The sequence below is a fragment of the Pedobacter sp. KBW06 genome (genome assembly GCF_003852525.1).
Lineage (GTDB): Bacteria > Bacteroidota > Bacteroidia > Sphingobacteriales > Sphingobacteriaceae > Pedobacter.
Map to the genome: position 1 here is coordinate 1,776,393 of NZ_QAJL01000003.1, position 22,216 is coordinate 1,798,608.

Annotated in this window: 16 protein-coding genes; 11 read left to right on the forward strand and 5 right to left on the reverse strand. The window is 41.1% G+C overall.

Annotation, left to right across the window (positions count from 1 at the left end; translation table 11 throughout):
* The first annotated feature begins 6 nt into the window (after window positions 1-6).
* The 6 genes from DBR43_RS22120 (at window position 7) to DBR43_RS22145 (ending at window position 7,958) form a co-directional block, all read left to right on the forward strand.
* Complete coding sequence (locus DBR43_RS22120; RefSeq protein WP_124584776.1) at window positions 7-3,183, forward strand: efflux RND transporter permease subunit; 3,177 nt, start codon at window positions 7-9, stop codon at window positions 3,181-3,183.
* Window positions 3,184-3,205: 22 nt separating this feature from the next.
* A complete protein-coding gene (locus DBR43_RS22125) occupies window positions 3,206-4,612 on the forward strand; it encodes an efflux transporter outer membrane subunit (protein WP_124584777.1) in 1,407 nt (468 codons plus the stop codon).
* Between the two features lie 108 nt (window positions 4,613-4,720).
* Window positions 4,721-5,404: a response regulator transcription factor gene (locus tag DBR43_RS22130; protein ID WP_074606814.1), complete on the forward strand. Its 684-nt coding sequence runs from the start codon at window positions 4,721-4,723 to the stop codon at window positions 5,402-5,404.
* 6 nt (window positions 5,405-5,410) lie between these two features.
* On the forward strand, window positions 5,411-6,736 hold the full coding sequence (locus DBR43_RS22135) for a sensor histidine kinase (protein ID WP_233603149.1): 1,326 nt from the start codon (window positions 5,411-5,413) through the stop codon (window positions 6,734-6,736).
* A 78-nt stretch (window positions 6,737-6,814) separates the two neighbouring features.
* A complete protein-coding gene (locus DBR43_RS22140) occupies window positions 6,815-7,021 on the forward strand; it encodes a hypothetical protein (RefSeq protein WP_124584779.1) in 207 nt (68 codons plus the stop codon).
* 106 nt (window positions 7,022-7,127) lie between these two features.
* Window positions 7,128-7,958 carry a DUF1080 domain-containing protein gene (locus tag DBR43_RS22145; protein WP_124584781.1) on the forward strand — a complete coding sequence of 277 codons (831 nt, stop codon included), beginning with the start codon at window positions 7,128-7,130 and terminating at the stop codon, window positions 7,956-7,958.
* Between the two features lie 4 nt (window positions 7,959-7,962).
* Here the strand turns inward: DBR43_RS22145 and DBR43_RS22150 are convergent, their stop codons facing one another.
* Both DBR43_RS22150 and serC read right to left on the reverse strand, forming a co-directional pair.
* Window positions 7,963-8,823, reverse strand: coding sequence for an RNA polymerase sigma factor RpoD/SigA (locus DBR43_RS22150; protein ID WP_074606821.1), 861 nt, complete (start codon window positions 8,821-8,823; stop codon window positions 7,963-7,965).
* Complete coding sequence (gene serC, locus DBR43_RS22155) at window positions 8,820-9,929, reverse strand: 3-phosphoserine/phosphohydroxythreonine transaminase (protein ID WP_233603150.1); 1,110 nt, start codon at window positions 9,927-9,929, stop codon at window positions 8,820-8,822. Before serC ends, DBR43_RS22150 begins: the two co-directional genes overlap by 4 nt.
* Window positions 9,930-10,233: 304 nt before the next feature.
* Here serC and DBR43_RS22160 point away from each other — a divergent pair, with 304 nt between their 5' ends.
* From DBR43_RS22160 to DBR43_RS22170, 3 genes are all read left to right on the forward strand, one after another.
* Window positions 10,234-10,695, forward strand: coding sequence for an Lrp/AsnC family transcriptional regulator (locus DBR43_RS22160; protein WP_069378149.1), 462 nt, complete (start codon window positions 10,234-10,236; stop codon window positions 10,693-10,695).
* 142 nt (window positions 10,696-10,837) lie between these two features.
* Window positions 10,838-11,986 (forward strand): PepSY-associated TM helix domain-containing protein, encoded by a 1,149-nt coding sequence (locus DBR43_RS22165; RefSeq protein ID WP_124584783.1) that lies wholly within the window; start codon window positions 10,838-10,840, stop codon window positions 11,984-11,986.
* A 99-nt stretch (window positions 11,987-12,085) separates the two neighbouring features.
* Window positions 12,086-13,060 carry a GlxA family transcriptional regulator gene (locus DBR43_RS22170; protein ID WP_124584785.1) on the forward strand — a complete coding sequence of 325 codons (975 nt, stop codon included), beginning with the start codon at window positions 12,086-12,088 and terminating at the stop codon, window positions 13,058-13,060.
* On the opposite strand, the gene DBR43_RS22175 is transcribed toward DBR43_RS22170, so the two are convergent.
* From DBR43_RS22175 to DBR43_RS22185, 3 genes are all read right to left on the reverse strand, one after another.
* A complete protein-coding gene (locus DBR43_RS22175; protein ID WP_124584787.1) occupies window positions 13,041-14,366 on the reverse strand; it encodes a PepSY-associated TM helix domain-containing protein in 1,326 nt (441 codons plus the stop codon). The two genes, DBR43_RS22170 and DBR43_RS22175, sit on opposite strands and share 20 nt — an antisense overlap.
* Window positions 14,367-14,457: 91 nt before the next feature.
* Window positions 14,458-15,966: a SusD/RagB family nutrient-binding outer membrane lipoprotein gene (locus DBR43_RS22180; RefSeq protein WP_124584789.1), complete on the reverse strand. Its 1,509-nt coding sequence runs from the start codon at window positions 15,964-15,966 to the stop codon at window positions 14,458-14,460.
* 35 nt (window positions 15,967-16,001) lie between these two features.
* Window positions 16,002-19,055, reverse strand: a complete 3,054-nt coding sequence (locus DBR43_RS22185; protein ID WP_124584792.1) for a SusC/RagA family TonB-linked outer membrane protein — start codon at window positions 19,053-19,055, stop codon at window positions 16,002-16,004.
* A 76-nt stretch (window positions 19,056-19,131) separates the two neighbouring features.
* Between DBR43_RS22185 and DBR43_RS22190 the strand changes: the two genes are divergently transcribed.
* Together DBR43_RS22190 and rpsA are read left to right on the forward strand one after the other, a co-directional pair.
* Complete coding sequence (locus DBR43_RS22190) at window positions 19,132-20,103, forward strand: helix-turn-helix transcriptional regulator (RefSeq protein ID WP_124584794.1); 972 nt, start codon at window positions 19,132-19,134, stop codon at window positions 20,101-20,103.
* Between the two features lie 121 nt (window positions 20,104-20,224).
* Window positions 20,225-22,159 (forward strand): 30S ribosomal protein S1, encoded by a 1,935-nt coding sequence (rpsA, locus tag DBR43_RS22195; protein ID WP_124584796.1) that lies wholly within the window; start codon window positions 20,225-20,227, stop codon window positions 22,157-22,159.
* Window positions 22,160-22,216: the final 57 nt, after the last annotated feature.

Here is a 22,216-nt window from a genome sequence, read left to right on the forward strand (position 1 = left end):
GCAGATATGTTTAAGCAATTTATACAGCGCCCAGTGCTGTCGACCGTGATCTCCGTGATCATCGTCATACTGGGACTTTTAGGGTTACTTGCGTTGCCCATTTCACAATATCCTGATATTGCGCCTCCTACGGTTCAGGTTTCTGCTTCATACACTGGAGCAAACGCAGACGTTGTACTAAAAAGTGTAATTATTCCTCTGGAAGAGCAGATCAACGGGGTAGAGAATATGACTTACATGACCTCTACCGCAACGAATGAAGGATCAGCAAGTATCAACATCTTTTTCAAGGTAGGTACTGATCCAGATTTAGCAGCAGTAAACGTACAGAACAGGGTTTCCAGAGCAACGAGCTTACTCCCTCAGGAAGTTACACAAGCCGGGGTTACGGTGACGAAGAGTCAGAGTAGTAACCTTTTGATTGTTTCCCTAAACAGTGACAACAAAGCTTACGACCAGACATTTCTTCAGAATTATATAAAAATCAATCTTGTACCTCAGATTCAAAGGGTAACAGGTGTTGGTAACGTAAACGTTTTCGGTTCAAAGGATTACTCAATGAGAATCTGGCTGAAGCCGGATGTAATGGCACAATATAGCCTGATCCCTGCTGATATTTCTGCCGCATTAGCCGAACAGAACATTGAAGCGGCACCGGGTAAATTCGGAGAGAACGGCAACGAATCGTTTCAATATGTAATCAAGTTTAAAGGAAGGCTGACAAAAGCCAGTGAGTTTGAAAATATTATTGTTAAATCTGCCGGAAATGGACAATTGCTGAGACTTAAAGATGTTGCCCGCGTAGAATTGGGTTCACTGACATATTCATCCAACATTGTAACCAACGGTTTACCATCAGTAGCCTTCGCGGTGAGCCAGACTCCCGGATCAAATGCAAGGGACGTTATCAATCAGTCTAAAAAGATCCTTGATGCTGCGGCTAAAGATTTCCCTAAAGGAATTAAACACATCTACCTGGTGGATGTGAACGAGAACTTAGATGCTTCTATTGAAAAGGTAATCCATACCCTTGTGGAGGCCTTTATTCTCGTATTTATCGTGGTATTTATCTTCCTTCAGGATTTCCGTTCTACATTAATCCCGGCGATTTCAGTTCCGGTGGCCATTGTGGGTACATTCTTCTTCCTGAATTTATTTGGGTTTACCATTAACTTACTGACGCTATTTGCGCTCGTCCTCGCGATTGGTATTGTGGTCGATGATGCGATTGTGGTCGTCGAAGCGGTCCATGCCAAGTTAGACCAGGGCTATAAATCGGCCAGGAAAGCAACGGTGGATGCCATGGGCGAGATCTCCGGTGCGATTATTTCCATTACATTGGTGATGGCTGCGGTATTTATTCCGGTAACTTTTATCACCGGATCAACCGGGGTATTCTACAAGCAATTCGGACTTACCCTTGCTGTAGCGATTATTTTATCTGCAATCAATGCCTTGACTTTAAGTCCGGCCTTATGTGCGATTTTATTAAAACCACATGCAGATGACCATAAACACAGTAGTTTTATCCAACGTTTTTACACCGCTTTTAACGTTGCATTTGACAATGTAACCAGTAAATACAAACGTTCCATTCAATTCTTTTCTGTAAAGAAATGGATGATCATTGCCTCGATTGCCTTTTTTGGAATTGCCCTGGGGTATATGATGAAAACTACGCCTTCCTCTTTCGTTCCTTCGGAAGATCAGGGAACGATTTTCGCCAACATCAGTTTACCTCCATCCGCATCGATGGAAAGATCTGAAGTCGTGACCAAATATGTAGATAGTCTTGCAAAATCCATTCCTGAGGTTAAAAATACCTTGAGAATTGTAGGACAGAACTTTACTGCAGGCCAGGGTAGTGCCTATAGTATGGTAATTTTGAAGCTAAAAACATGGTCCGATCGTGACCGGAGTGTGGACCAGGTTATCGGGGAACTTTTCGCCAAGACCTCAGGAATACGTGATGCAAAGATCTTCTTTATCGCTCCTCCTACTATTCAGGGATTCGGACAGAGTGGAGGGTTTGAGTTCCAGCTTCAGGATAAAGGCGGGCACAGCATTCAGGAGTTATTTAAAGTAAACACCGACTTCCTTGCCGCATTGTCAAAACGTAAGGAGATTCAATATGCACAGACTTCCTTCAATCCTAATTTCCCACAATACATGCTGGACATTAACCTGGAGAAATGTAAAGAAGCAGGAATTACTGTAAACTCTGTACTGAATACTTTACAAGGTTATTATGGTGGATTGTATGCTTCGAACTTTAACCAGTTTGGAAAGCAATACCGCGTGATGATTCAGGCAGACGCGAATTATCGTAAAAATCCGGAAGGATTGAATAAGATCTTTGTCAGGAACAGTAAAGGGGCGATGGCACCGATTACCGAATTTATCCACTTAACAAGGGTATATGGTCCGGAGTCGATCACCAGGTTTAACCTTTTCAGTTCCATTGCGATCACGGGAGCACCAAATCCGGGTTACAGTTCAGGAGATGCCATCAAAGCGATTCAGGAAGTTGCAGCAGAATCTTTACCTGCAGGCTATGGTTATGACTTTTCTGGTCTGACCAGGGAAGAGCTTGCTTCTGGTAGTCAGACTGCATTTATCTTTATCTTATGTCTGGTATTCGTTTACTTCCTGTTAAGTGCGCAATATGAGAGTTATATTCTGCCATTTGCCGTGTTGCTTTCAGTACCATTCGGTTTAGCAGGTGCCTACATCTTCTCGATTATATTTGGCTTGAACAACAGTATTTACCTGCAGATCTCTCTCATCATGCTCATTGGTCTATTGGCCAAGAACGGAATTTTGATAGTGGAGTTTGCTTTAGAGCGCAGACGCCACGGCCTGCCAATTGTACAATCTGCAGTGGAAGGAGCAGTTGCCCGTTTGAGGCCGATTCTAATGACTTCCTTCGCCTTCATCTTCGGATTGGCGCCATTGATGATCGCTACCGGAGCAGGTGCTGTAGGTAATAAATCTATTGGTACTGGTGCTGTGGGTGGGATGCTCATCGGAACAATTCTAGGGGTATTCGTGATCCCTGTATTGTTCATTATCTTCCAGACTTTACAGGAAAAAGTGAGTGGTCCTCCGCATTTGAAAAAGCACGATGACGATGATCCAAATCCAATCGACCCGGCTTTAGCGAAAAAGCTCCCAGTGATTTAAGTTCATATATCAGAGAAAGACAATGATTCAGACATATAAAAAACAGCTTTTCACCCTGGCAATTGCAGCTACAGTATTTGCATCCTGCAAGGTGACCAAGACTTACGAGAACCCTTCGCTGAAAACAGCCGGTTTGTTCCGTGAGCAGACAGCTACAGATACCACTACCATGGCGAATACGCCATGGAAAACCCTTTTTGCTGATCCTTTATTATCAGGATTGATCCAGGAAGGTCTTGACCAGAACCTGGATTTGAAAAATGCCCTGCAAAATATTGTACAGGCGCAGGCCACCTTACAACAAAGTAAGGCCGCTTTTCTTCCATCTTTAACATTGGATGCCAATGTAACCAGGTCAAAGCAATCTGAAGCAGGTTTAAACTTTCCTCCGGGAATTAACATCAATACCCTGACCACCACTTACAAAGCGCAGCTGAGTACCAGCTGGGAAGCGGACATCTGGGGCAAGCTGAGCAGCACTAAAAGATCTGCTTTAGCAGCTTATTTCAGGACTGATGCAGCCAAACGTGCAATTCAAACACAATTGATCGCTGACATTGCCAACAACTATTATAACCTGCTTGCTTTAGACAGACAACTGGAAATTACTCAGGAGACTTTAAAGAGCAGGATTGCAGGTGTAGAAACCATGAAAACTTTGAAAGAAGGTGCCGTAGTCAATGGCGCTGCAGTGGTTCAAAGTGAGGCCAGCCGTTATGCGACAGAGGTAACCATTCCTGATTTGAAAAGAACGATCAGAGAAACGGAAAATGCGCTTAACATTTTATTATCAAGAGCTCCGGGACCTATCAGCCGCAGCAAACTGGCAGATCAAAGTTTGAGTCCGGATGTCAAAATTGGCGTCCCTACGCAATTACTGGAAAACAGGCCTGATGTTCAGGGGGCTGAATTTGCTTTCAGAGCAGCCTTTGAAAACACCAACCTTGCCCGTACTTACTTCTACCCTTCTTTGACCATCACGGCAGCAGGAGGATTATCAAGTCTGGATATCAAGGATTTCTTTAGCAAGTCTATCTTTTACAACCTGGTTGGTGGTCTAACACAACCGATCTTTAACAAGGGCCTAAATAAACAAAGACTTGTTACGGCTAAATCTGCTCAGGAACAAGCTTTAAATACTTTCCAAAAAACCTTATTGGTGGCCGGACAGGAAGTATCCAATGCCTTGTATACTTATCAGACAGCAGTTGAAAAGGAAGAAGCGAGGGCAAAACAAATTGCAGCATTGGAAAAATCAGTAAACTATACTCAGGAATTACTAAGGTATAGCTCTGCTACAAATTATACTGATGTATTGACTTCAGAACAAAGTCTTTTAGCCGCTCAATTGAGTGGAGTGAATGATAAACTACAAAAACTACAATCTGTAGTTAATCTTTACAGGGCCTTAGGCGGAGGCTGGAAATAGTCTTTTCCAAATCACAAAAAAGGGGATTTCTGAACAGGAATCCCCTTTTTTTATGGATCAGCATTTTGGTTCTCCTGATTAAATAATTTTTTACGTAATATTGAACGCATGAATATCCTGATCGTTGAAGATGAAAAAAACTTAGGGCTGGAGATTGCAGAATTCCTTGGTAAAGAAGGTTATACTATAGAACATGCCTGGAAGAAGTCCTCAGCTGAAGAGAAAATATTTGTGAATACTTACGACTTTATCTTGCTTGACCTCGGCTTGCCCGGAGGAGATGGGTTTGAACTCCTGCATCAGCTCAAACAACTTAAAGACCGGGAAGATGCCGTGATTATTCTTACTGCCAGAGGCGATGTGGAAGACCGGATTAAAGGACTGGAAGCCGGGGCTGATGATTACCTGCCCAAGCCTTTTTCTTTAACAGAACTGCTGGCACGCATGCATGCCATCATCCGGAGAAAACACAAACTGGAAATGAATGAAGTAAACATCCATAACTTCATTCTGGATATTAAAAACCATAAGGTGAGTTTTGAAGGGCAAAAAATCAGCCTTACCGGTAAAGAATTTGAGATTTTCAATTACCTGGTATTGAATAAGGACCGTGTGATCTCAAGAATCAACCTGACGGAGCATGTTTGGGGTGATATCCTGGAAATCAATTCCGACTCCAATTTTGTAGATGTTCATGTTAAAAACTTACGCAAAAAACTCTCAGGCCACGCCCCTATTGAATGGTTTGAGACCGTCAGAAGTATTGGCTACAGAATAAATTCCGGCAAATAAAGATCGATGATGAAACTGCAACTAAAACTGGCCTTATATAATACGCTGACCAAAGTTGCGATCATCACAATGATGGGCATCTTAATCCTGGTTTCCATTAACAGGATTTCTGTAAATCACATCCATCAGCGGCTGATTCAGAAAAAGAACAAACTCATTACCAATCTTTCCAGTGTAAAGATAAACGACCTGTTAACTCAGCAAAAGACCTTTACAGACTACAACCTTCTAAAAGAAGAGTACATCATTCTGAAAGAAGTAAAAAACAGCGATACTTCAAAACTGAAGCATTATTTCAGTCAGGAAACCAGGGAGATTGAGGACAGCCAGGAAGAATACCAGATCCTCAGTGCCGAGTTTAAATATGGAGGCAGACGATATTTGCTGGAGCTGGGAGAAACGATGTCTACCGTAGGCCAGCTGGAGCATACCATTTCCGTATTTACCTTTCTCATTCTCCTTGCAGCAGTAATTCTGACCTTACTGACAGACCTTGCTTTCAGTAAATTTTTACTCGCACCTTTTTATCAGATCATTGATCAGAAACTCAATAAGGTGAATGATCCCATCAGTTTCAATTATGAGCCTGTAAAAACGACAACGGAAGATTTTAAGATCTTAGACCAGAGCATTAGTATTCTGATGAATAAAATTGCGGACCTGTTCATTACTGAAAAAGAGTTCATCGCCAATGTTTCCCATGAGCTGCTCACCCCCATTTCTATTCTGAATACCCGTTTGGAAAATCTGCTGAATGATGAAAAATTAAGCCCTGAAGGGGAAAATAAGGTCTTTGCCTGTTTAAAAACATTAAACAGACTCAAATCGATCATTAACAGCCTGTTGCTCATCTCAAAAGTAGAAAACAACCAATACAAGAAACCAGACAGTATTTTTATCAGGGAGTTGGTTCATGAAGTTTATGAAGAACTGGAACACCGTTTAATGATGATGGATTTGAAATTTACAATTAACTTATCCGAAGATCATCATTTTACGGGGAACCGTTCCTTATTCAACACCTTATTGATGAACGTGGTCAATAATGCAATTAAGTATAATTTACCTTCCGGAAGCGTAAGCATTTACGACACCTACGTAGACAAGCATTATGAACTCATCATAGAAGATACCGGTCAGGGAATGGACCTCAATGAGGTTCAGCATGCTTTTCAACGGTTTGAAAAGTTCCAGTCGGAAAAGGAAGACAGTCATGGTCTGGGGCTTTCTATTGTCCGGAGTATTGCTTCTTTCCATGACATTGAAATCGAAATTGAGTCGGAAAAAGGGAAGGGAACACGGGTAATCATTATTTTTCCCGAAAAAGATTAGTCCCTCTTTCATCTTCATGAAATCTTCATGTTTGATATGCAACTTTGATCTAACAAATCACATTAAATATTAAAAAACATGAAAAGAACAATTTTAGCGTTAGCATTAGTTGCAACAACTTTCGGCGCATTCGCACAAACTCCAGCTGCTACTGCAAAACCTGTAGCTCATAAAGTAAAAGCAACTAAAAAAGCTGAAGTAAAAAAAGCAGAAGCAACTAAACCAGTTGAAGCAGCAAAAACTGCTCCTGTTGCAGCTCCAAAAGCACCAGCAAAACATAAATAAGGTCTAAACACCTCGTTAAGAACTATAGCCTAAGAGGATGTCCAACCATGGATATCCTCTTTTTTTTGTATTTTGTGATCAACCAAACACCGCTGTGAACTGAATCATGAAAACAAACTTATTAGCCCCAATCCTTTGCTGCATTATTTTTTTTGGCTGTAGTACGACAAAACGCCAGTCTCAGGAAGCTAAGACTGACCAGGATAGATGGATTTCCCTTTTCAACAAAAAAGACATTAAAGATTGGTTTGTAAAAATTCATCACCATGGGATAGATGAGAATTTCGGCAATACTTTTCGCGTAGAAGATGGCATGGTCAAAGTGAGGTACGATCAATACGGTGATTTCAATGATCAGTTCGGTCATTTATATTATAAAGTCCCTTACTCCTATTATCACCTCGTGGTGGAATATCGTTTCGTAGGCGAACTTCAAAAGGGAGCCCCATCTTATACCCTGCGAAATAGCGGTGTGATGTTTCATTCCCAGGACCCAAGGACGATGCTTAAAGAGCAAGACTGGCCGATATCTGTGGAAATGCAATTCCTGGGTGGTTTAGGAGATGGAAAACCAAGACCAACAGGAAATATGTGTTCACCAGGGACAAATGTAGTTTATCAGGGCAAGCTCGCCGACGCTCATTGTCTTAATTCCAGTTCAAAAACCTATGATGGCGATCAATGGGTACGTGCAGAGCTGATCGTTCTTGGCGATTCTCTCATTACCCATATCATTAATGGAGATACGGTATTGCAATATTCAAAACCTCAGATTGGAGGAGGAGTGGCAAACGGCTATGACCCAAAAATGAAAATAGATGGTAAGCTACTCAGTAGTGGTTACATCGCCCTGCAAAGCGAAGGACAACCTATAGATTTCCGCAAAGTGGAACTTAAAGATTTATCGGCACTAAAAGAAAAAGCGAAGCGCAGGTAATTTATTAGAAATATTCTGCCAGGTATGGGGTTCTGCAATTCTGTCTCAGGGTTTTCAAGGCTCTGTCTTTTAACTGTCGGATTCTTTCTTTGCTCAGGTTGAATACTTCCACCATATCATCCAATGTTAATGCAGTGTGGTTATCCAGACCAAAGAAAAGGGTAATGATCCATTTTTCCCGCTCCGGCAGCACGCCCAACGTCCGGTTGAGGTCTTCACTCAATGACTCCGTCATCATTAATGCATCGGTATTGGGAACATTGTCGTTGGCCAGGGTATCCATGAGGGTAAAACCACTTTCTTCGTTGGTGGTCATATCCAGAGAATAAGACAGGGGCGCGCTGGACAAATAATCTGCTACTTTTTCCTGAGAAAGTTCAGTAGCTACAGAAAGCTCTTCATAAGTAGGCAACCTTTCCAGCTTTTGCTCTAACAGGTCGGCGGCCTTGTTAATTTTAATAATTCCCAGCACCTGGTTTCCAGGAAGCCTGATCATTCTTTTCTGATCGGCAAGGGCCTGCATGATACTTTGGCGGATCCACCAAACAGCAAAAGAGATAAACTTGAAACCTTTGGTATCGTCAAAACGGTGCGCTGCTTTAATGAGCCCCAGATTTCCTTCGCTGATGAGGTCGGCCAGCTGAAGACCCCTGTTCTGATATTTTTTTGCGACTGAAACGACAAAACGTAAATTGGTTTTCACCAATTTATCCAATGCCACAGTATCTCCTTTTTTTATCCTTTTAGCCAGGCTCAATTCCTCATCGATGCTCAGAAGGTCGATCCTTCCAATATCTGTGAGGTATTTATCAATGGAATCTGTATCTCTGTTGGTAATGGATTGCGCGATCTTTAATTGTCTCATACAGATTCACTTTGTGCTAGTTCTATTTCTTTATTTTCTTTTTCAAAATCATTCATGCAGTTTACCAGAACTTCCACACTTGAAATTGGCAGTGCATTATATAAGGACGCCCTGAAGCCACCCACCGAACGGTATCCTTTCACACCTACCACTCCTCTTGCAGCGGCGAAGTCAAGGAATTCCTGCTCCTGAGCCGGATTCTTCATTTTAAAGGTTACGTTCATTCTTGACCTATGGTCCGGATCAGCAAGGCCATAGAACAATGGGTTACGGTCAATTTCGTGATATAGTAATATTGCTTTCGCAATATTCTCCGTTTCAATCTGTGATACGCCCCCTTTTTCCTTTAGCCACCTTAGATTTAACATCGCCACATAGATGGAGAATACCGGAGGTGTATTAAAAAGAGAACCATTGTCTCTATAAATGCGGTAATCGGACATGGATGGAACCTGACGTTGTATTTTTTCCAGCAAGCTATCTTTTACCACCACCAGGGTCATTCCTGCCGGTCCCATATTTTTTTGTGCCCCTGCGTAAATCAGTTCAAAATCTGCAACATTTACCCTTCTGCTAAAGATATCTGATGACATGTCACAAATCACGGGAACAGTAGTTGGCGGAAAGCTGAACATTTCAGTTCCCTCAATTGTATTGTTAGAAGTATAATGAAAGTAGGCGGCATCTTCCGGGATTTCATATCCAAGAGGGATGTAGTTATATCCTTTATCTTTTGAAGAGGCTACAATATCAACACCGCCAAACAATAAAGCTTCTTTAATTGCTTTTTGAGAGAAATATCCGCAATCCAGATATGCTGCTTTTTTGTCCTGATGAAGAAAGTTCATCGCAAGCATTGAAAACTGAGTACTTGCTCCTCCCTGCAAAAAGAGAATGCTGTAGCCATCGGGTACTTCCAGCAATTCTTTTACTAAATCCTCAGTTTCTTTCATGACCGATTCGAATTCCGGAGTACGGTGCGAGATTTCCAGAATACTCAAGCCAATGCCATTGAAATTCCTGACAGCATCTGCTGCCTCATCTAAAACTTTAGCAGGTAAGATACAAGGCCCGGCTCCGAAATTGTGTTTGATAATTGTTGTCATTAGTTGCAGTTGATTGCTCCAAAGTTCGGAAGGCCAAAACAGATATCTAATTTTTCCACTACATTCAGCAAATTTTTCTGTTTTGACTACTTTAAACCATACAATTTTTGGTAGTTATTTATTATCTATCCATCAGGCAAAATATAATTTCCCTACTATCCTATTTTTTAGCGAGTTAAGGTATTAAGTACACTATCCTTAATGCACAAGGGACAAAATGTTTCATAAAAAATAAATAATACTATATTTGACAGGAATAACGTTATAAAAAGATACACTAAGTCAGAAATTCATTCTCAGAGCAATGTCTAAATTAGATCCTACACATCTTGGAATTTTACGCCTGTTACAGGAGGATGCCAGAATGACTCACAAGGAGTTGGCAAGACGATTGAGAAAAAGTGTTTCCCCAATTTTTGAACGGGTAAAATGGCTCGAGCAAAATGGCTATATTAAAGGATATACCGCATTGGTAGATTTGCAAAAGAGCAGTAACAGCATCATTTCTTATACACATATTCAAATGAATGACCATTCTGAGGAGGCTTTGAGTGCTTTCCAAAGAGAAGTTGTTCTTTTTGAGGATGTCAGAGAATGTTATTACATCACTGGAAATTTCGACTTCATCCTAAAGATTGTATCTCCGGATATGAAAGGGTATAATGATTTTCTACGCGGCCAATTGTCTAAATTACCCAATGTAGGAAGTGTGCAAAGCTTCCTGGTCTTATCCGAAGAGAAAAGGGATACGACTTATAAAATATAGCCTCCCCCCTTCTTAGCCTGTTGAAAAAATCCCATTTCAGACCGGCAGAATTATTCCAATTTATTTTGTGGATAAGAGCGGAGTTGCTTTCTTTGTAACTAACTGGATTTAATCCAAATAGAAGCAACCAAATTCAAACCCTTTGAATAAAAACAAAAACAGGTTCAAATACTGGATCGGACAAATACACCTGTGGCTGGGATTGGTTTCCGGAATTTTTGTATGCTTCTTAGGCATTACAGGATGCATACTGGCATTTGAGCGTGAGATAGAAGACCTCGCACAAGATTATCGCTTTACCCGGGTACAAAAATCAGCGCTGCTCCCCCCTTCCAGGCTAAAACAGATTGCAGACCAACAGGTACCTGGAAAACACGCGCACAGCATCGGTTATCAGGTTGGTAAATCTGCTCAGGTTGTTTATTATGCTGCAGATCCTGAATATTACTGGATTGTATTCTTAAATCCTTATACCGGAGAAGTTCTAAAAGTAAAAAACATGGATGACGACTTTTTCAGAATTGTCATTATGGGACATTATTACTTATGGCTTCCACCGAATGTGGGACAACCTGTATTGGCCAGCGCCACTTTAATGTTCCTCTTCCTCCTGCTTTCCGGTTTGATCTTATGGTGGCCTAAAAACAAAGCTGCCAGCAAGAAGCGGTTTTCTATAAAACTAAATGCCAAATGGAAAAGAGTCAATTATGATTTACACAATGTACTCGGCTTTTACATGACCTGGATCCTGATCTTTATTGCGGTCTCCGGATTGGTCATGGGCTTTCAATGGTTTGCTGGTTCAGTATACTGGATTTCTTCTGGTGGAGAAAGCATGAAACCTTTTAAAGAAACCTACTCAGATACCACAACGATAAAACCCGGGATTCACAAACAGCCGGCAATTGATCTTTTATGGGCAAGAACAATGGCAGGGCTTCCCGGCTATACAGGAGGAATAGAAGTCCATGTACCGGAGAATGATAAATTGGCCATTGAAGTAGCCGTTAACCCGGATACAGAGACCTATTGGAAAGCCGATTATCTCTACTATGACCAATATACATTGAAGGAAATTCCAGTAGATCACATTTTTGGAAAGCTGTCGGATACAAGCCTGGCCGACCGGATTTCCCGAATGAATTATGACATCCATATTGGGGCAATCGCCGGACTGCCCGGCAAGATCATGGCATTTTTTGCCAGCCTGATTGCTGCAAGTTTACCCATCACCGGCTTTATCATTTGGTGGGGAAGAAAAAAGAAGCAAAAAACAAAAGCCCAGGCCTAGTCCGCAGATCAACAAGGGATTACGATTGATTAAAAATAGAGAAGAGAGGGGTATTTGAGACAAATTTTCTTAATTTGCATTCTATAAACATATAACGTTATGATACAGGTAGGCTTATTATTAACCAACAAATACCGTTTACTTAGTGTCGCAGCAATCCTGGATGTGTTCGATACAGTTAACAGTTATTATAAAAATAATGGAGAGGCCCCTTTCTTCAAGATCAATCTGATCCGTAACGGAAGTTCAGCTTATGAGGGCGCTTCTTTTGAAAAGTATTCCTCTCTTTCCTTAAACGAATCCGGACAACAAGACCTGGTTCTAATTCCAGCATTTGATGGAAGCGACCTCAATTCTTCTATCCACAACAATCTGGAGTTTTTACCCTGGATGCAACAACAATATAAAAAGGGTGCAGAACTCGCTAGTTTTTGCACAGGAGCGTTTTTACTGGCTGCCAGCGGACTTTTAAATGGAAAAAGCGCCACAACTCACGTCAATGCCAGTCAGGCTTTCTCCTCTAGCTTTCCGGATGTTTACTTTAAACCGGATAAGGTGGTTACCATTGACAAAGGAATCTATACCAGTGGTGGCGCCACGAGTAGTTTTCATTTAATGCTAACACTCATTCACAATTACTGTAACCGTGACCTGGCCATTCATATTGCAAAAATTTTTGCGATCGATATGAACAGGGAGCAGCAAAGTTATTTCGGAACTTTTCATCCGGCCAAAGATCATGGAGATGAGCTGGTCGTTAAAACACAGCTTTGCATTGAAAATGCTTATAAAGAAGCGGTCACTATTGAGGATATCTTACAGCAAATTCCATCCAGCAGGCGTAATATTGTGCGTCGTTTTAAACAAGCTACCGGAAATACGCTGATCGAATATTTGCAGAAAACCAGAATAGAGGCTGCTAAAAAGCTGTTGGAGCAAACCAATTTCAGCATTTTAGAGATCATGCTCCATTCCGGTTACAATGACTTAAAGACATTCCGGCAGCTTTTTAAGAAAAACTCCGGAATGACTCCTAAAGATTACCGGGATAAGTTTAAGCCGAAAGCTGCATAGCAGGTTTCTGTTTTACTTTTTTATTCTTTTTCTTCATCTTGTTCAACCAGATCAAAGTTCCGGTAATGGGTAAACTTGTGGCAATCAGACAGGCGAGAAAATAAATGATTTTTGTAAACATACCGTAGACATCCCCTAGGTGTAATGCCTTAATTGAGCCAGAGATGCGCTCATTAAATGGTTTATCTTTAAATACGTCTATCTTAAGTACGCCAGCAGTGTATTGGTCCAACAGCAATTTATCTCCCGCTGAAGGTGCAAAAAAGCCGACTTTATTTTTTGTGATGGCAATTGCAGAACTGGAATCTTTAGGCAGGCTAATGCTGTAATCTCCGGAGTAGGGTAAAACTGCATCTGCTTTTTTAATATAATCGGCTAAGTTAAGAGGGGCGCCGGATGTTCCTGCTTTAATGACTGAAACAGGATCTTTTGGTGGCTCAAAGCCTTCCGGCTGATAAGTACCTAATGTTTTACGCAAGGCTTCCCGGTACCAGGGGAAAGACCATTGAGGTCCTGTAATGCCCATCAGAAATAAAAAGATGCAAGCATAAAAACCCAGACTATTGTGCAGGTCGTGATTGGTTCTTTTCCAGCTTCCGGTCCATTTAACCTTTAATCCCTGTTTCCAGGATTTCAATCTCTGCGGAAACCAGATGACCATTCCTGTGATGACCCCAAGTGTAAAAAGGATCGTTGCAGCACCGGAAATATAACTCCCTAACTTTCTGTTTTCCAATTCTCCGAAAATGGGCTTTTCAATCTTATCTAAGAGCAGCCATCTGTGAAGGCTAAACATCGTCTTCATGAAAGAAGCTGCTGCACTTTTTGTTTCAGAAATATTGCCAATTACTTCTCCGGTGTATGGATTCACTGCAAAAGCTGAAGGGCGCTTCCCTTCTGCAGGTTTGTCTTTTCCTGCTTTCCCTTTCTCTCCTTTATCTTTCTCTTCTTTAGCCGGTGTCTTCGCTGCTTCTCCTTCTTTTTTCTCCTCTTTCATTTTAACCATGAACTGATAAGTCCGGTTCGGATCTGAAGGGATTTTTACAGAAACAACTTTTCCACCTGTATTGGCTTTCACTTTTCCGATGAGTTCTTCAACAGGCAAAGCTACTGCTCCCGCTGTACGTTCTACTTTATACAACTCAGGGGTTGCCATTTCTTTAATTTCCGTATTAAATACATAAAGTGTTCCGCTGAGACAAACTACAATGACAATAATTCCGCTGGCTAATCCCAGCCATAAGTGAATGTCATTAAAAAGTTTACGCGTAATCTGCCAGGCAGATTTTGGTGTTGACTGTTTCATTTAGGCCTTGTGTTTTTTTCAAATTTAGCATAATTCCCCAAGCATTAAGAACTAGTCTAAATACCCGGGGAATTATTTATCGTTCTTTAACTTATTTATCCCACCAGATTTTACTTTCGGTGACTTCATCATTACCCTGCAAACCAGTTTGTTGCGCATTGGTTTGGCGTTCAGATTCAGGATACATCAATCTCAATGGCCTTGCCGTAACCGAAGGGGCAAGCAGGGAATTGGGAATTTCAGGAAAACCTAATCTTCTGTAATCGCTCCAGGCTTCCAGACTACTGATGCTGTTTAAAGCCAGCCATTTCTGTTCTATGATTCTTTTTAATTTATCAGGGGCGGCATCCAGGCTCACACTGCTCTGTTGATTATAGGCTGCAAAGTTTGATGCAGCCACTTCCATATATTTAAAAGACTCCGCAATTCCCTGCTCGTAAAATGTTTTTGGAACACCTGGAATCCAACCGCGTAAAGCAGCTTCTGCCTGGATAAATAAACTTTCAAAGGAAGCCAGCAGGACCGATGGCTGGTCGAAACTTTTGAAAAGTCCGGATGCTTTACCCCCATTCTCAACAGGGCCTTTAAAAGCAGAAGTGTTCGCGGCACTATATTGTGCATCTACATTTGGATTACCAAAAAGTACACCTTTATAAGTACCGTTTACACTCGTATATAAAGTTGCCAGTCGTGGATCCTTAAGTGTGGTATATTGATCTATAATATAGGCTGTGGGGCGCAAACTGATATGGTTCGTCGTTTGTCCGCCCGCATTCCGGTAATTCACTTCCCAAAAAGGGTTCATTTTATCTTTTGAATTCAGATATCCGGGTTTAGCATAAGCATTTTCTCCCAGCCCTAAAAAGCCGCTTCCTTCCTGGTTAATCCTGGCAATTTCTGCCGAAATATAGGCATCATTACCTGTTTCACTCTGGCGAAGCAGTGCCCTTAATTTCAGGGTATTTCCAAATTTTGCCCACAGTTGCCTGTTTCCTTCAAAAATCACATCGGCTTTCCCCGGAGCGTCCAATGAAGAAGCCGATTTAATGTCGTTAACTCCCTCAGTAATGAGCTGCAGTGATTTTTCATATACAGTTTTGCCGTTCTCATATTTAGGTGTCAGAAACTGGGTTCCCAGCAAAGCCTCTTCAAAAGGAACATTATTATAAAGGTCCACCAGGTGTAAAAAATGCCAGGCCTGCATAATTTTGGCAATCCCGGAATAAAAAAGCGCGCCTTCCTTTTGTGCCTGTTCCTTTATCAGCTGGTAATACAATAAGGTGTTATAACTACCTTCCCAAATCTGGATCCCATCTCTCGTTCCACGGATGGCCACCCCATTATACGTCTTTTCTTTAAAGAACTGATTGGTAGCTTCACTTGTTGTGCCCCAATAACCTGCCCATAAAGCGGCGAGCTGGTTCATCTGTCCGGTTTCCTGATTAACGGTGCTAATTAAAGCGGCGGGCAACTTCGCGCTCAACAACAGGTTTTCGTTTATCGGTGCATTGGGATTATCATTTACATCCAGAAATTTTTCACAAGAGCTCAGACCAAACAGGCCTGTTGCAAGAATGAATATTTTTATACTTGTCTTCATTTTATTTGTTATTCAGCGTATATATCTTAATTGAATTAGAAGGTCACGTTTATATTAAAACCAAACATCCTTGAAGGAGGGATTTGTCTGAAACTCAGGTATCCGTCTGTTTGATTGTATAAAGATTCCGGATCTCCGTAGGTATTGTCCTTATGTCTGAGGATAAACAGGTTCGTTCCAACGAATCCAATGCTTGCCTGACGAATGATCTTCTGTCCATCTAACAATGATTTTGGCAGGGCATAGCTGATGTTCAGTTCCCTGAGTTTAAAGAAATCAGATTTGGCAGCAGTATTTCGCTGTACTTTACCCTGAGCATCCCAAAAAGCTTTATCGCCCTTGGAATAAATCGTTGTATTTTCTACGTAAACAGGATTTTTGTCTGTGCCTGTATTAATGACAGAGTTTGGAAAAATGAATGGCTGACGATCATACGCTATTGTTGCCGGATGAGTTCCGGCGGTATACATTCTTGGAACAACCTCGGAATATAACCAGCCTCCCAGGCGGGCATCAAACTGAGCACCTATACTGAATCCTTTAAAGTTAACCATCGTGCTTAATCCCATCTGATAAGGTGGTACCATGGTCCCAAGTGGCGCGCTGTCTGCTATCGTAGTTGTGTTTCCTTTAGCATCTACGATTACCCTTCCCTGGTCATCTCTTTTGTAATCACTTACTTTTAACAAAGGATAAGCCTCACCTACTCTGGCATAGGCTTGTCTGAACATTCTGAATTCTTCCTGTCCGCCAAAAATAGTCTTTACCTGGTTATTGATATGAGTGAAATTAAACCCGATATTCCATTTAAAATCATCCTTACGGATCACATCTCCATTGATGCTCAACTCAATAATTTTGTTCGTCAGGCGGCCAGCGTTTACCATCATGTTATTGTAACCTGTGGAACTGGAAACCGGTGCCTGAAAAATTTGTCCGTCAGAATCTGAATACACATAAGCAGCTTCAAAATTTAAGCGGTCATTGAAGAGTCCCAGTTGTAACCCGGCTTCATAAGATTTCACAAATTCAGGTTTGATATTTCTGTTCGGATTGAGCAGACTTGGGGTAAAACCTACGAGTCCGCCAAAAGGAAACCCATTGATCTGGCTATACGCATTATTTAAACCGTAAGGATTTAAAGTTACATTTCCTGTTCTGTTATAAGAAGCAAAGATTTTTCCAAAGCTAAGGATATTGCTGCCCTTAAGGCCTTTAATCGCCTCACTGAACACAAATGAAGTACTTAGCCCCGGATAAAAATAAGAGCGGTTTTCCTTGCTCAGTACAGACACTACATCGTTTCTTCCGGTTAGCGTCAGAAACAGGTAGTTATGGTATCCCGCAGTGAACTCTCCATAGGTTCCTAATGCACGATATTTAGTCAAAGCAGCACTTCCATTCAACTCCCCTGTACGACTTCCTGGATTAAACAAATCCGGGAACAATAAGTTGGCACTACCAACTGCCGTGTTCTTCGTATCGTCCATTCGGATGTTCTGCCCCAGCAATAAGCGGGTGGTAAATTTTCCAAAGTCCTTCTTAAAATTCAGGATTAAATCACTGTTGATCCTGCGGAAAATATTATTCCCATCAGTTACAGAACCATTCACATTTCTATTTCCGGAAGTTGAGGAAAGCTTATTCGTTGTCACTCTGCTTTCTTCCACAGTACTAAACAAGCCCATACGGTAAATTGCACTGAACCATGGCGTGAATGCATAATCCAGCTCGATTTTACCATTGATCGTTTGCTGATCAGACATATTTCTATTATTGTCCATTAAAAAGAATGGATTCTTGGCTCCTGTCGCGTCTGTATAATAATTCAGGGGATGCGCGGCTGAATTAGGATTTCTCCAATTTCTCAGCCCTGCAACGTCCAGGTTTGCGGGTTGGATGTAAAGATTGAACCAGGGGCCATCTGGTGTTGTATTTCTATTGGCAAATACATAGTTTACATTATAAGAAGTATTCAGTTTGCCGAATTTCTTTGAACCATTGAACCTTGCACCTGTTCTTGCGCTTTTATCCCCGGGGATGACCCCTCTGATGGTGACGTTCTGTACGGAAAAAAAATAGGTAGAGGTTTCATCTCCACCAGAAAAAGACAAATCGTTTTGTAAGGTAGTTCCGGTATTGAACATATCCAGACGGTTGTCTTTTGCCGGAGCGCCAAAGAGCGCCTGAGGCTGTATACCATCAGGTAGTTTCAATCCAAGATCCCTGGTTGTTCCGTCAAATGCAGGTCCCCAGGATTCGTATTCTGTTGCAGAATAGACACCGTTCTGTCCCTGCCCGAATTTGTTTTGTGCGGGAGGCAACAGGTATACTTCGGAGAAAGAGGTGGTATTGGAAAAACTCACCGTTCCCTTTCCTCTGCTTCCTTTTTTGGTACTAATCATTAAGGCTCCGTTTACACCTTCAGAACCATACAGTGCCGCTGCATTCGCTCCTTTGAGTACAGTGATATTTTCGATATCGTTCGGATTCAACCGACCGATATCAGGAACAGGAACCCCATCTACTACATAAATAGGATTATTTTTTTCATCATTAAATGAGCGCGAGCCCCTGAGTCTGATTTGAATAAGGGGATCTGTTTTCCCGGTCGTCGCATCGTTCATATTGATTCTTAATCCCGCTACTTTACTCGTCAAGCCAAATAAAGGGTTTACGGTTTTTCCCTGATTCAGGTTTTCCGAATTCACTACCTGTGCCGAAGTTCCAAGTTCCCTTGCCTGACGTTTGATTCCCAAAGCCCCGGTAACCACAATTTCCGACAACTGGTTTACGTTCTCTTCCAAATAGGCATTAATCGTATTCTTCCTGGCATCTACTTTCAGTTCTGCCGTCACATATCCGGTATAAGAAAAGGAAAGCAACTCTCCGATTTCAGCGCTGATGGTATATTTACCTTCTGCGTCTGTGCTCACCACTTCTTTAGTGCTTTTCCGGAGCACCGTTGCCCCAGGTAGAGTGGCACCTGATTTTTGATCAATAACTTTTCCTGAAATCGTCCTTACCTGTGCAGAAACACCGATAGAAATCATAAACAGGATCATAAATAACGTAACTTTTTTATTCATACTTAACATTACTTTAATGATGTATTAAGATTTAGTCTTAATAATCCTAACTTCGCGGCAAAGATATCATCAGCCAATGACGTATAAGGGAGAACAGGTGACGCATAAAGGAGAATTTCAAGGGAGACTATTTAGGGAGTCGAGAGACATTTCAGCATTCTATTTAAGGGCTTCATCCGCTCATTTACTGAGAGAAATGCAGGAATCACTTCTTCAGAAAGCACCGAATCCCGTTTATCAAATGATTTTTGTCATTAAGGGTAAACTCTCCTTTTCTACTCCCGGTTCTCCTGCCCCTCTATTTACAATGGAAAGTCAGCAGCACAACCTGATCCGCACAGATCAGGAAGTTTTGACATTGAACGCTTCCTTCATTGAAGCAAACGAGATCATCTTTATTCATATCAGTGCGGATTTTCTATCCAGGTATTTTCCTTACGATCATCCTGCCTTCAGTAACTTATCTTCAGGAAATCTCCACGATAGCAAAACGGCCTTATTTTCCGAACAGCAGCTTCACCTGACACCGGAAATAAATGCCATTTTAAACAGCATGGAAAATTCTACACATACCGGATTTTGTGGTAAGCTTTTTTTGGAATCAAAAGTAATAGAGCTGCTGGCCATCCAGCTCTCACAGTTTGCACTGTTACAGGAACAACCAAAACCACTGTTAAAACCTGATGAACTGGATAGAATGGAAGAAATCAGGTCTATACTGATCAACAATATGGACCGCCAGCTTTCGCTCAAAACCCTGGCACACATGGTGGGCACCAATGAGTTTAACTTGAAAAAACAATTCAAGGCTGCCTATGGGACTACTGTATATGGTTACCTGAACCAATACAAAATGGAGCAGGCAAAAGCGATGCTGATTCAGGGGGACAGCAGGATCTCTGAAGTATCCGGAAAAATGGGTTATAAGCATGCCACTCATTTCACCAGTGCCTTCAAGAAGTACTTTGGTTACCTGCCCAATAAGATCAAAATGCTGATGCTGGTATTTGATCCGGAATTCTGTCTGGTTTTATTCCCGATATCCTGATAATTCCATGTTTTCTCTACAATCTGTTCTAAATCAACAACATTTATCACAAAATTCTTTTCTTTAAAATAATTAATTTCTATCTTTGCCGTCCCTCACGGGAAAAGGAGATTAAATTTTAATGGCTAAAAAACAAGTAGCAGAAAAAGAACTAGAGGCTAAAAAAGCCGAATTACAAGGTGCAGACGCTCGTCTGACCGAGAAAGAAACCATTGAGTCAGAAGCTGATTCAGTGTCGATCGAACAGATCAAATCATCATTAGCTACCCCTGATCAAGATTTTGACTGGGATGCAGATGACAAAGTTTTCGGAAAATATTCTGATGAAGACCGTAAAAAGTTTGAAGACATGTATACCGATACTTTCAATCAAATCAACCAGGGTGAAATCATCAGCGGTATTGTTGTATCAATCAACAATAAAGATGTAGTATTAAACGTAGGATTTAAATCTGACGGATTAGTATCTACTTCTGAATTCCGTGATACACCTGACTTGAAAATTGGTGATACAGTTGACGTATTCGTTGAAGCTCCGGAAGATGCGAATGGTCAGTTAATTTTGTCTCGTAAAAGAGCTAAAACCCAAAGATCATGGGAGTCTATCAATGAGGCTCTTGACAATGACAGAATCATCAACGGATTTGTTAAAAGCCGTACTAAAGGTGGTCTTATCGTTGACATCATGGGTGTTGAAGCTTTCTTACCTGGTTCACAAATTGACATCAAACCTATCCGCGATTACGATGTATACGTGGGTAAAACAATGGAATTCAAAGTTGTTAAGATCAACCATGAGTTTAAAAACGTAGTAGTTTCTCATAAAATCTTAATCGAAGACGATTTAGAAAGCCAAAAAGTTGAAATCGTATCTAAACTTGAAAAAGGACAGGTATTAGAAGGAACAGTTAAAAACATTACTGACTTCGGTGTATTCATCGATTTAGGTGGAGTTGACGGTTTACTTCACATCACTGATATTTCTTGGGGCCGCATAGAGCATCCAAAAGAAGTATTGAGCTTAGATGAGAAAATCAACGTTGTAGTTCTTGACTTTGATGACGAGAAAAAACGTATTGCATTAGGTTTAAAACAATTGACTCCACACCCTTGGGAATCTTTAGACGCTAACTTAGCTGTTGGATCTAAAGTTAAAGGTAAAATTGTTACTGTTGCTGATTACGGAGCTTTCTTAGAAATCATTCCTGGTGTTGAAGGTTTAATCCACGTATCAGAAATGTCTTGGTCACAAAACTTACGCAGCCCACAAGAATTCTTGAAAGTTAGCGATGAAATCGAAGCTGAAGTATTAACTTTAGACAGAGACGAACGCAAAATGAGCTTAGGTATTAAGCAATTAACTCAAGATCCTTGGCAAAATGTTGCTGAAAGATATCCTATCGGAAGCAAACATACTGCAGTAGTTAAAAACATGACTAACTTCGGTGTATTCGTAGAAATTGAAGAAGGTATTGATGGATTAATCCATATCTCTGATCTTTCTTGGTCTAAAAAAGTTAACCACCCTAACGAATTCACTAAAGTAGGTGATACATTAGACGTAGTTGTTCTTGAATTAGATGTTGAAAGCCGTAAATTAAGCTTAGGTCACAAACAATTAGAAGAAAACCCTTGGGATACTTTTGAAACTATCTTCACGTTAGATTCAATCCACCAGGGAACTGTTGTTAAAGTAACTGATAAAGGTGCTGTTATTGCTTTACCATATGGTGTAGAAGGTTTCGTACCAACTAAACACATGGCTAAAGAAGACGGAACAACTATCAAAGCTGAAGAAACTAATGATTTCAAAATCATTGAGTTTAACAAAGATGCTAAACGTATCGTTGTTTCTCATGCCCGTATCTGGGAAGAGGCTAAAGCTGAAGCTGTTGCTGAAGAAAGAGCTACTAAGAAAAAAGAAGCTAAAGCATCAAGCAGTGCAGTTAAGAAAGTTAAAGATTCAGTTGAGAAATCAACGCTTGGCGATCTAGGTGTATTGGCTCAGTTAAAAGAGCAGATGGAGGGTGAAGAAAGCAAAAACAAAGCTAAATAATCTTTAAAGCTTATATATTAAAGGCATCCCCAACCGGGATGCCTTTTTTTTTGTTAC

Bases quoted from the DNA above. Each gene is read 5' to 3' on its own strand.
- DBR43_RS22120 (WP_124584776.1), top strand. From the start codon at position 7: ATGTTTAAGCAATTTATACAGCGCCCAGTGCTGTCGACCGTGATCTCC.
- DBR43_RS22125 (WP_124584777.1), top strand. From the start codon at position 3,206: ATGATTCAGACATATAAAAAACAGCTTTTCACCCTGGCAATTGCAGCT.
- DBR43_RS22130 (WP_074606814.1), top strand. From the start codon at position 4,721: ATGAATATCCTGATCGTTGAAGATGAAAAAAACTTAGGGCTGGAGATT.
- DBR43_RS22135 (WP_233603149.1), top strand. From the start codon at position 5,411: ATGATGAAACTGCAACTAAAACTGGCCTTATATAATACGCTGACCAAA.
- DBR43_RS22140 (WP_124584779.1), top strand. From the start codon at position 6,815: ATGAAAAGAACAATTTTAGCGTTAGCATTAGTTGCAACAACTTTCGGC.
- DBR43_RS22145 (WP_124584781.1), top strand. From the start codon at position 7,128: ATGAAAACAAACTTATTAGCCCCAATCCTTTGCTGCATTATTTTTTTT.
- DBR43_RS22150 (WP_074606821.1), bottom strand. From the start codon at position 8,823: ATGAGACAATTAAAGATCGCGCAATCCATTACCAACAGAGATACAGAT.
- serC (WP_233603150.1), bottom strand. From the start codon at position 9,929: ATGACAACAATTATCAAACACAATTTCGGAGCCGGGCCTTGTATCTTA.
- DBR43_RS22160 (WP_069378149.1), top strand. From the start codon at position 10,234: ATGTCTAAATTAGATCCTACACATCTTGGAATTTTACGCCTGTTACAG.
- DBR43_RS22170 (WP_124584785.1), top strand. From the start codon at position 12,086: ATGATACAGGTAGGCTTATTATTAACCAACAAATACCGTTTACTTAGT.
- DBR43_RS22175 (WP_124584787.1), bottom strand. From the start codon at position 14,366: ATGAAACAGTCAACACCAAAATCTGCCTGGCAGATTACGCGTAAACTT.
- DBR43_RS22180 (WP_124584789.1), bottom strand. From the start codon at position 15,966: ATGAAGACAAGTATAAAAATATTCATTCTTGCAACAGGCCTGTTTGGT.
- DBR43_RS22185 (WP_124584792.1), bottom strand. From the start codon at position 19,055: ATGAATAAAAAAGTTACGTTATTTATGATCCTGTTTATGATTTCTATC.
- DBR43_RS22190 (WP_124584794.1), top strand. From the start codon at position 19,132: ATGACGTATAAGGGAGAACAGGTGACGCATAAAGGAGAATTTCAAGGG.
- rpsA (WP_124584796.1), top strand. From the start codon at position 20,225: ATGGCTAAAAAACAAGTAGCAGAAAAAGAACTAGAGGCTAAAAAAGCC.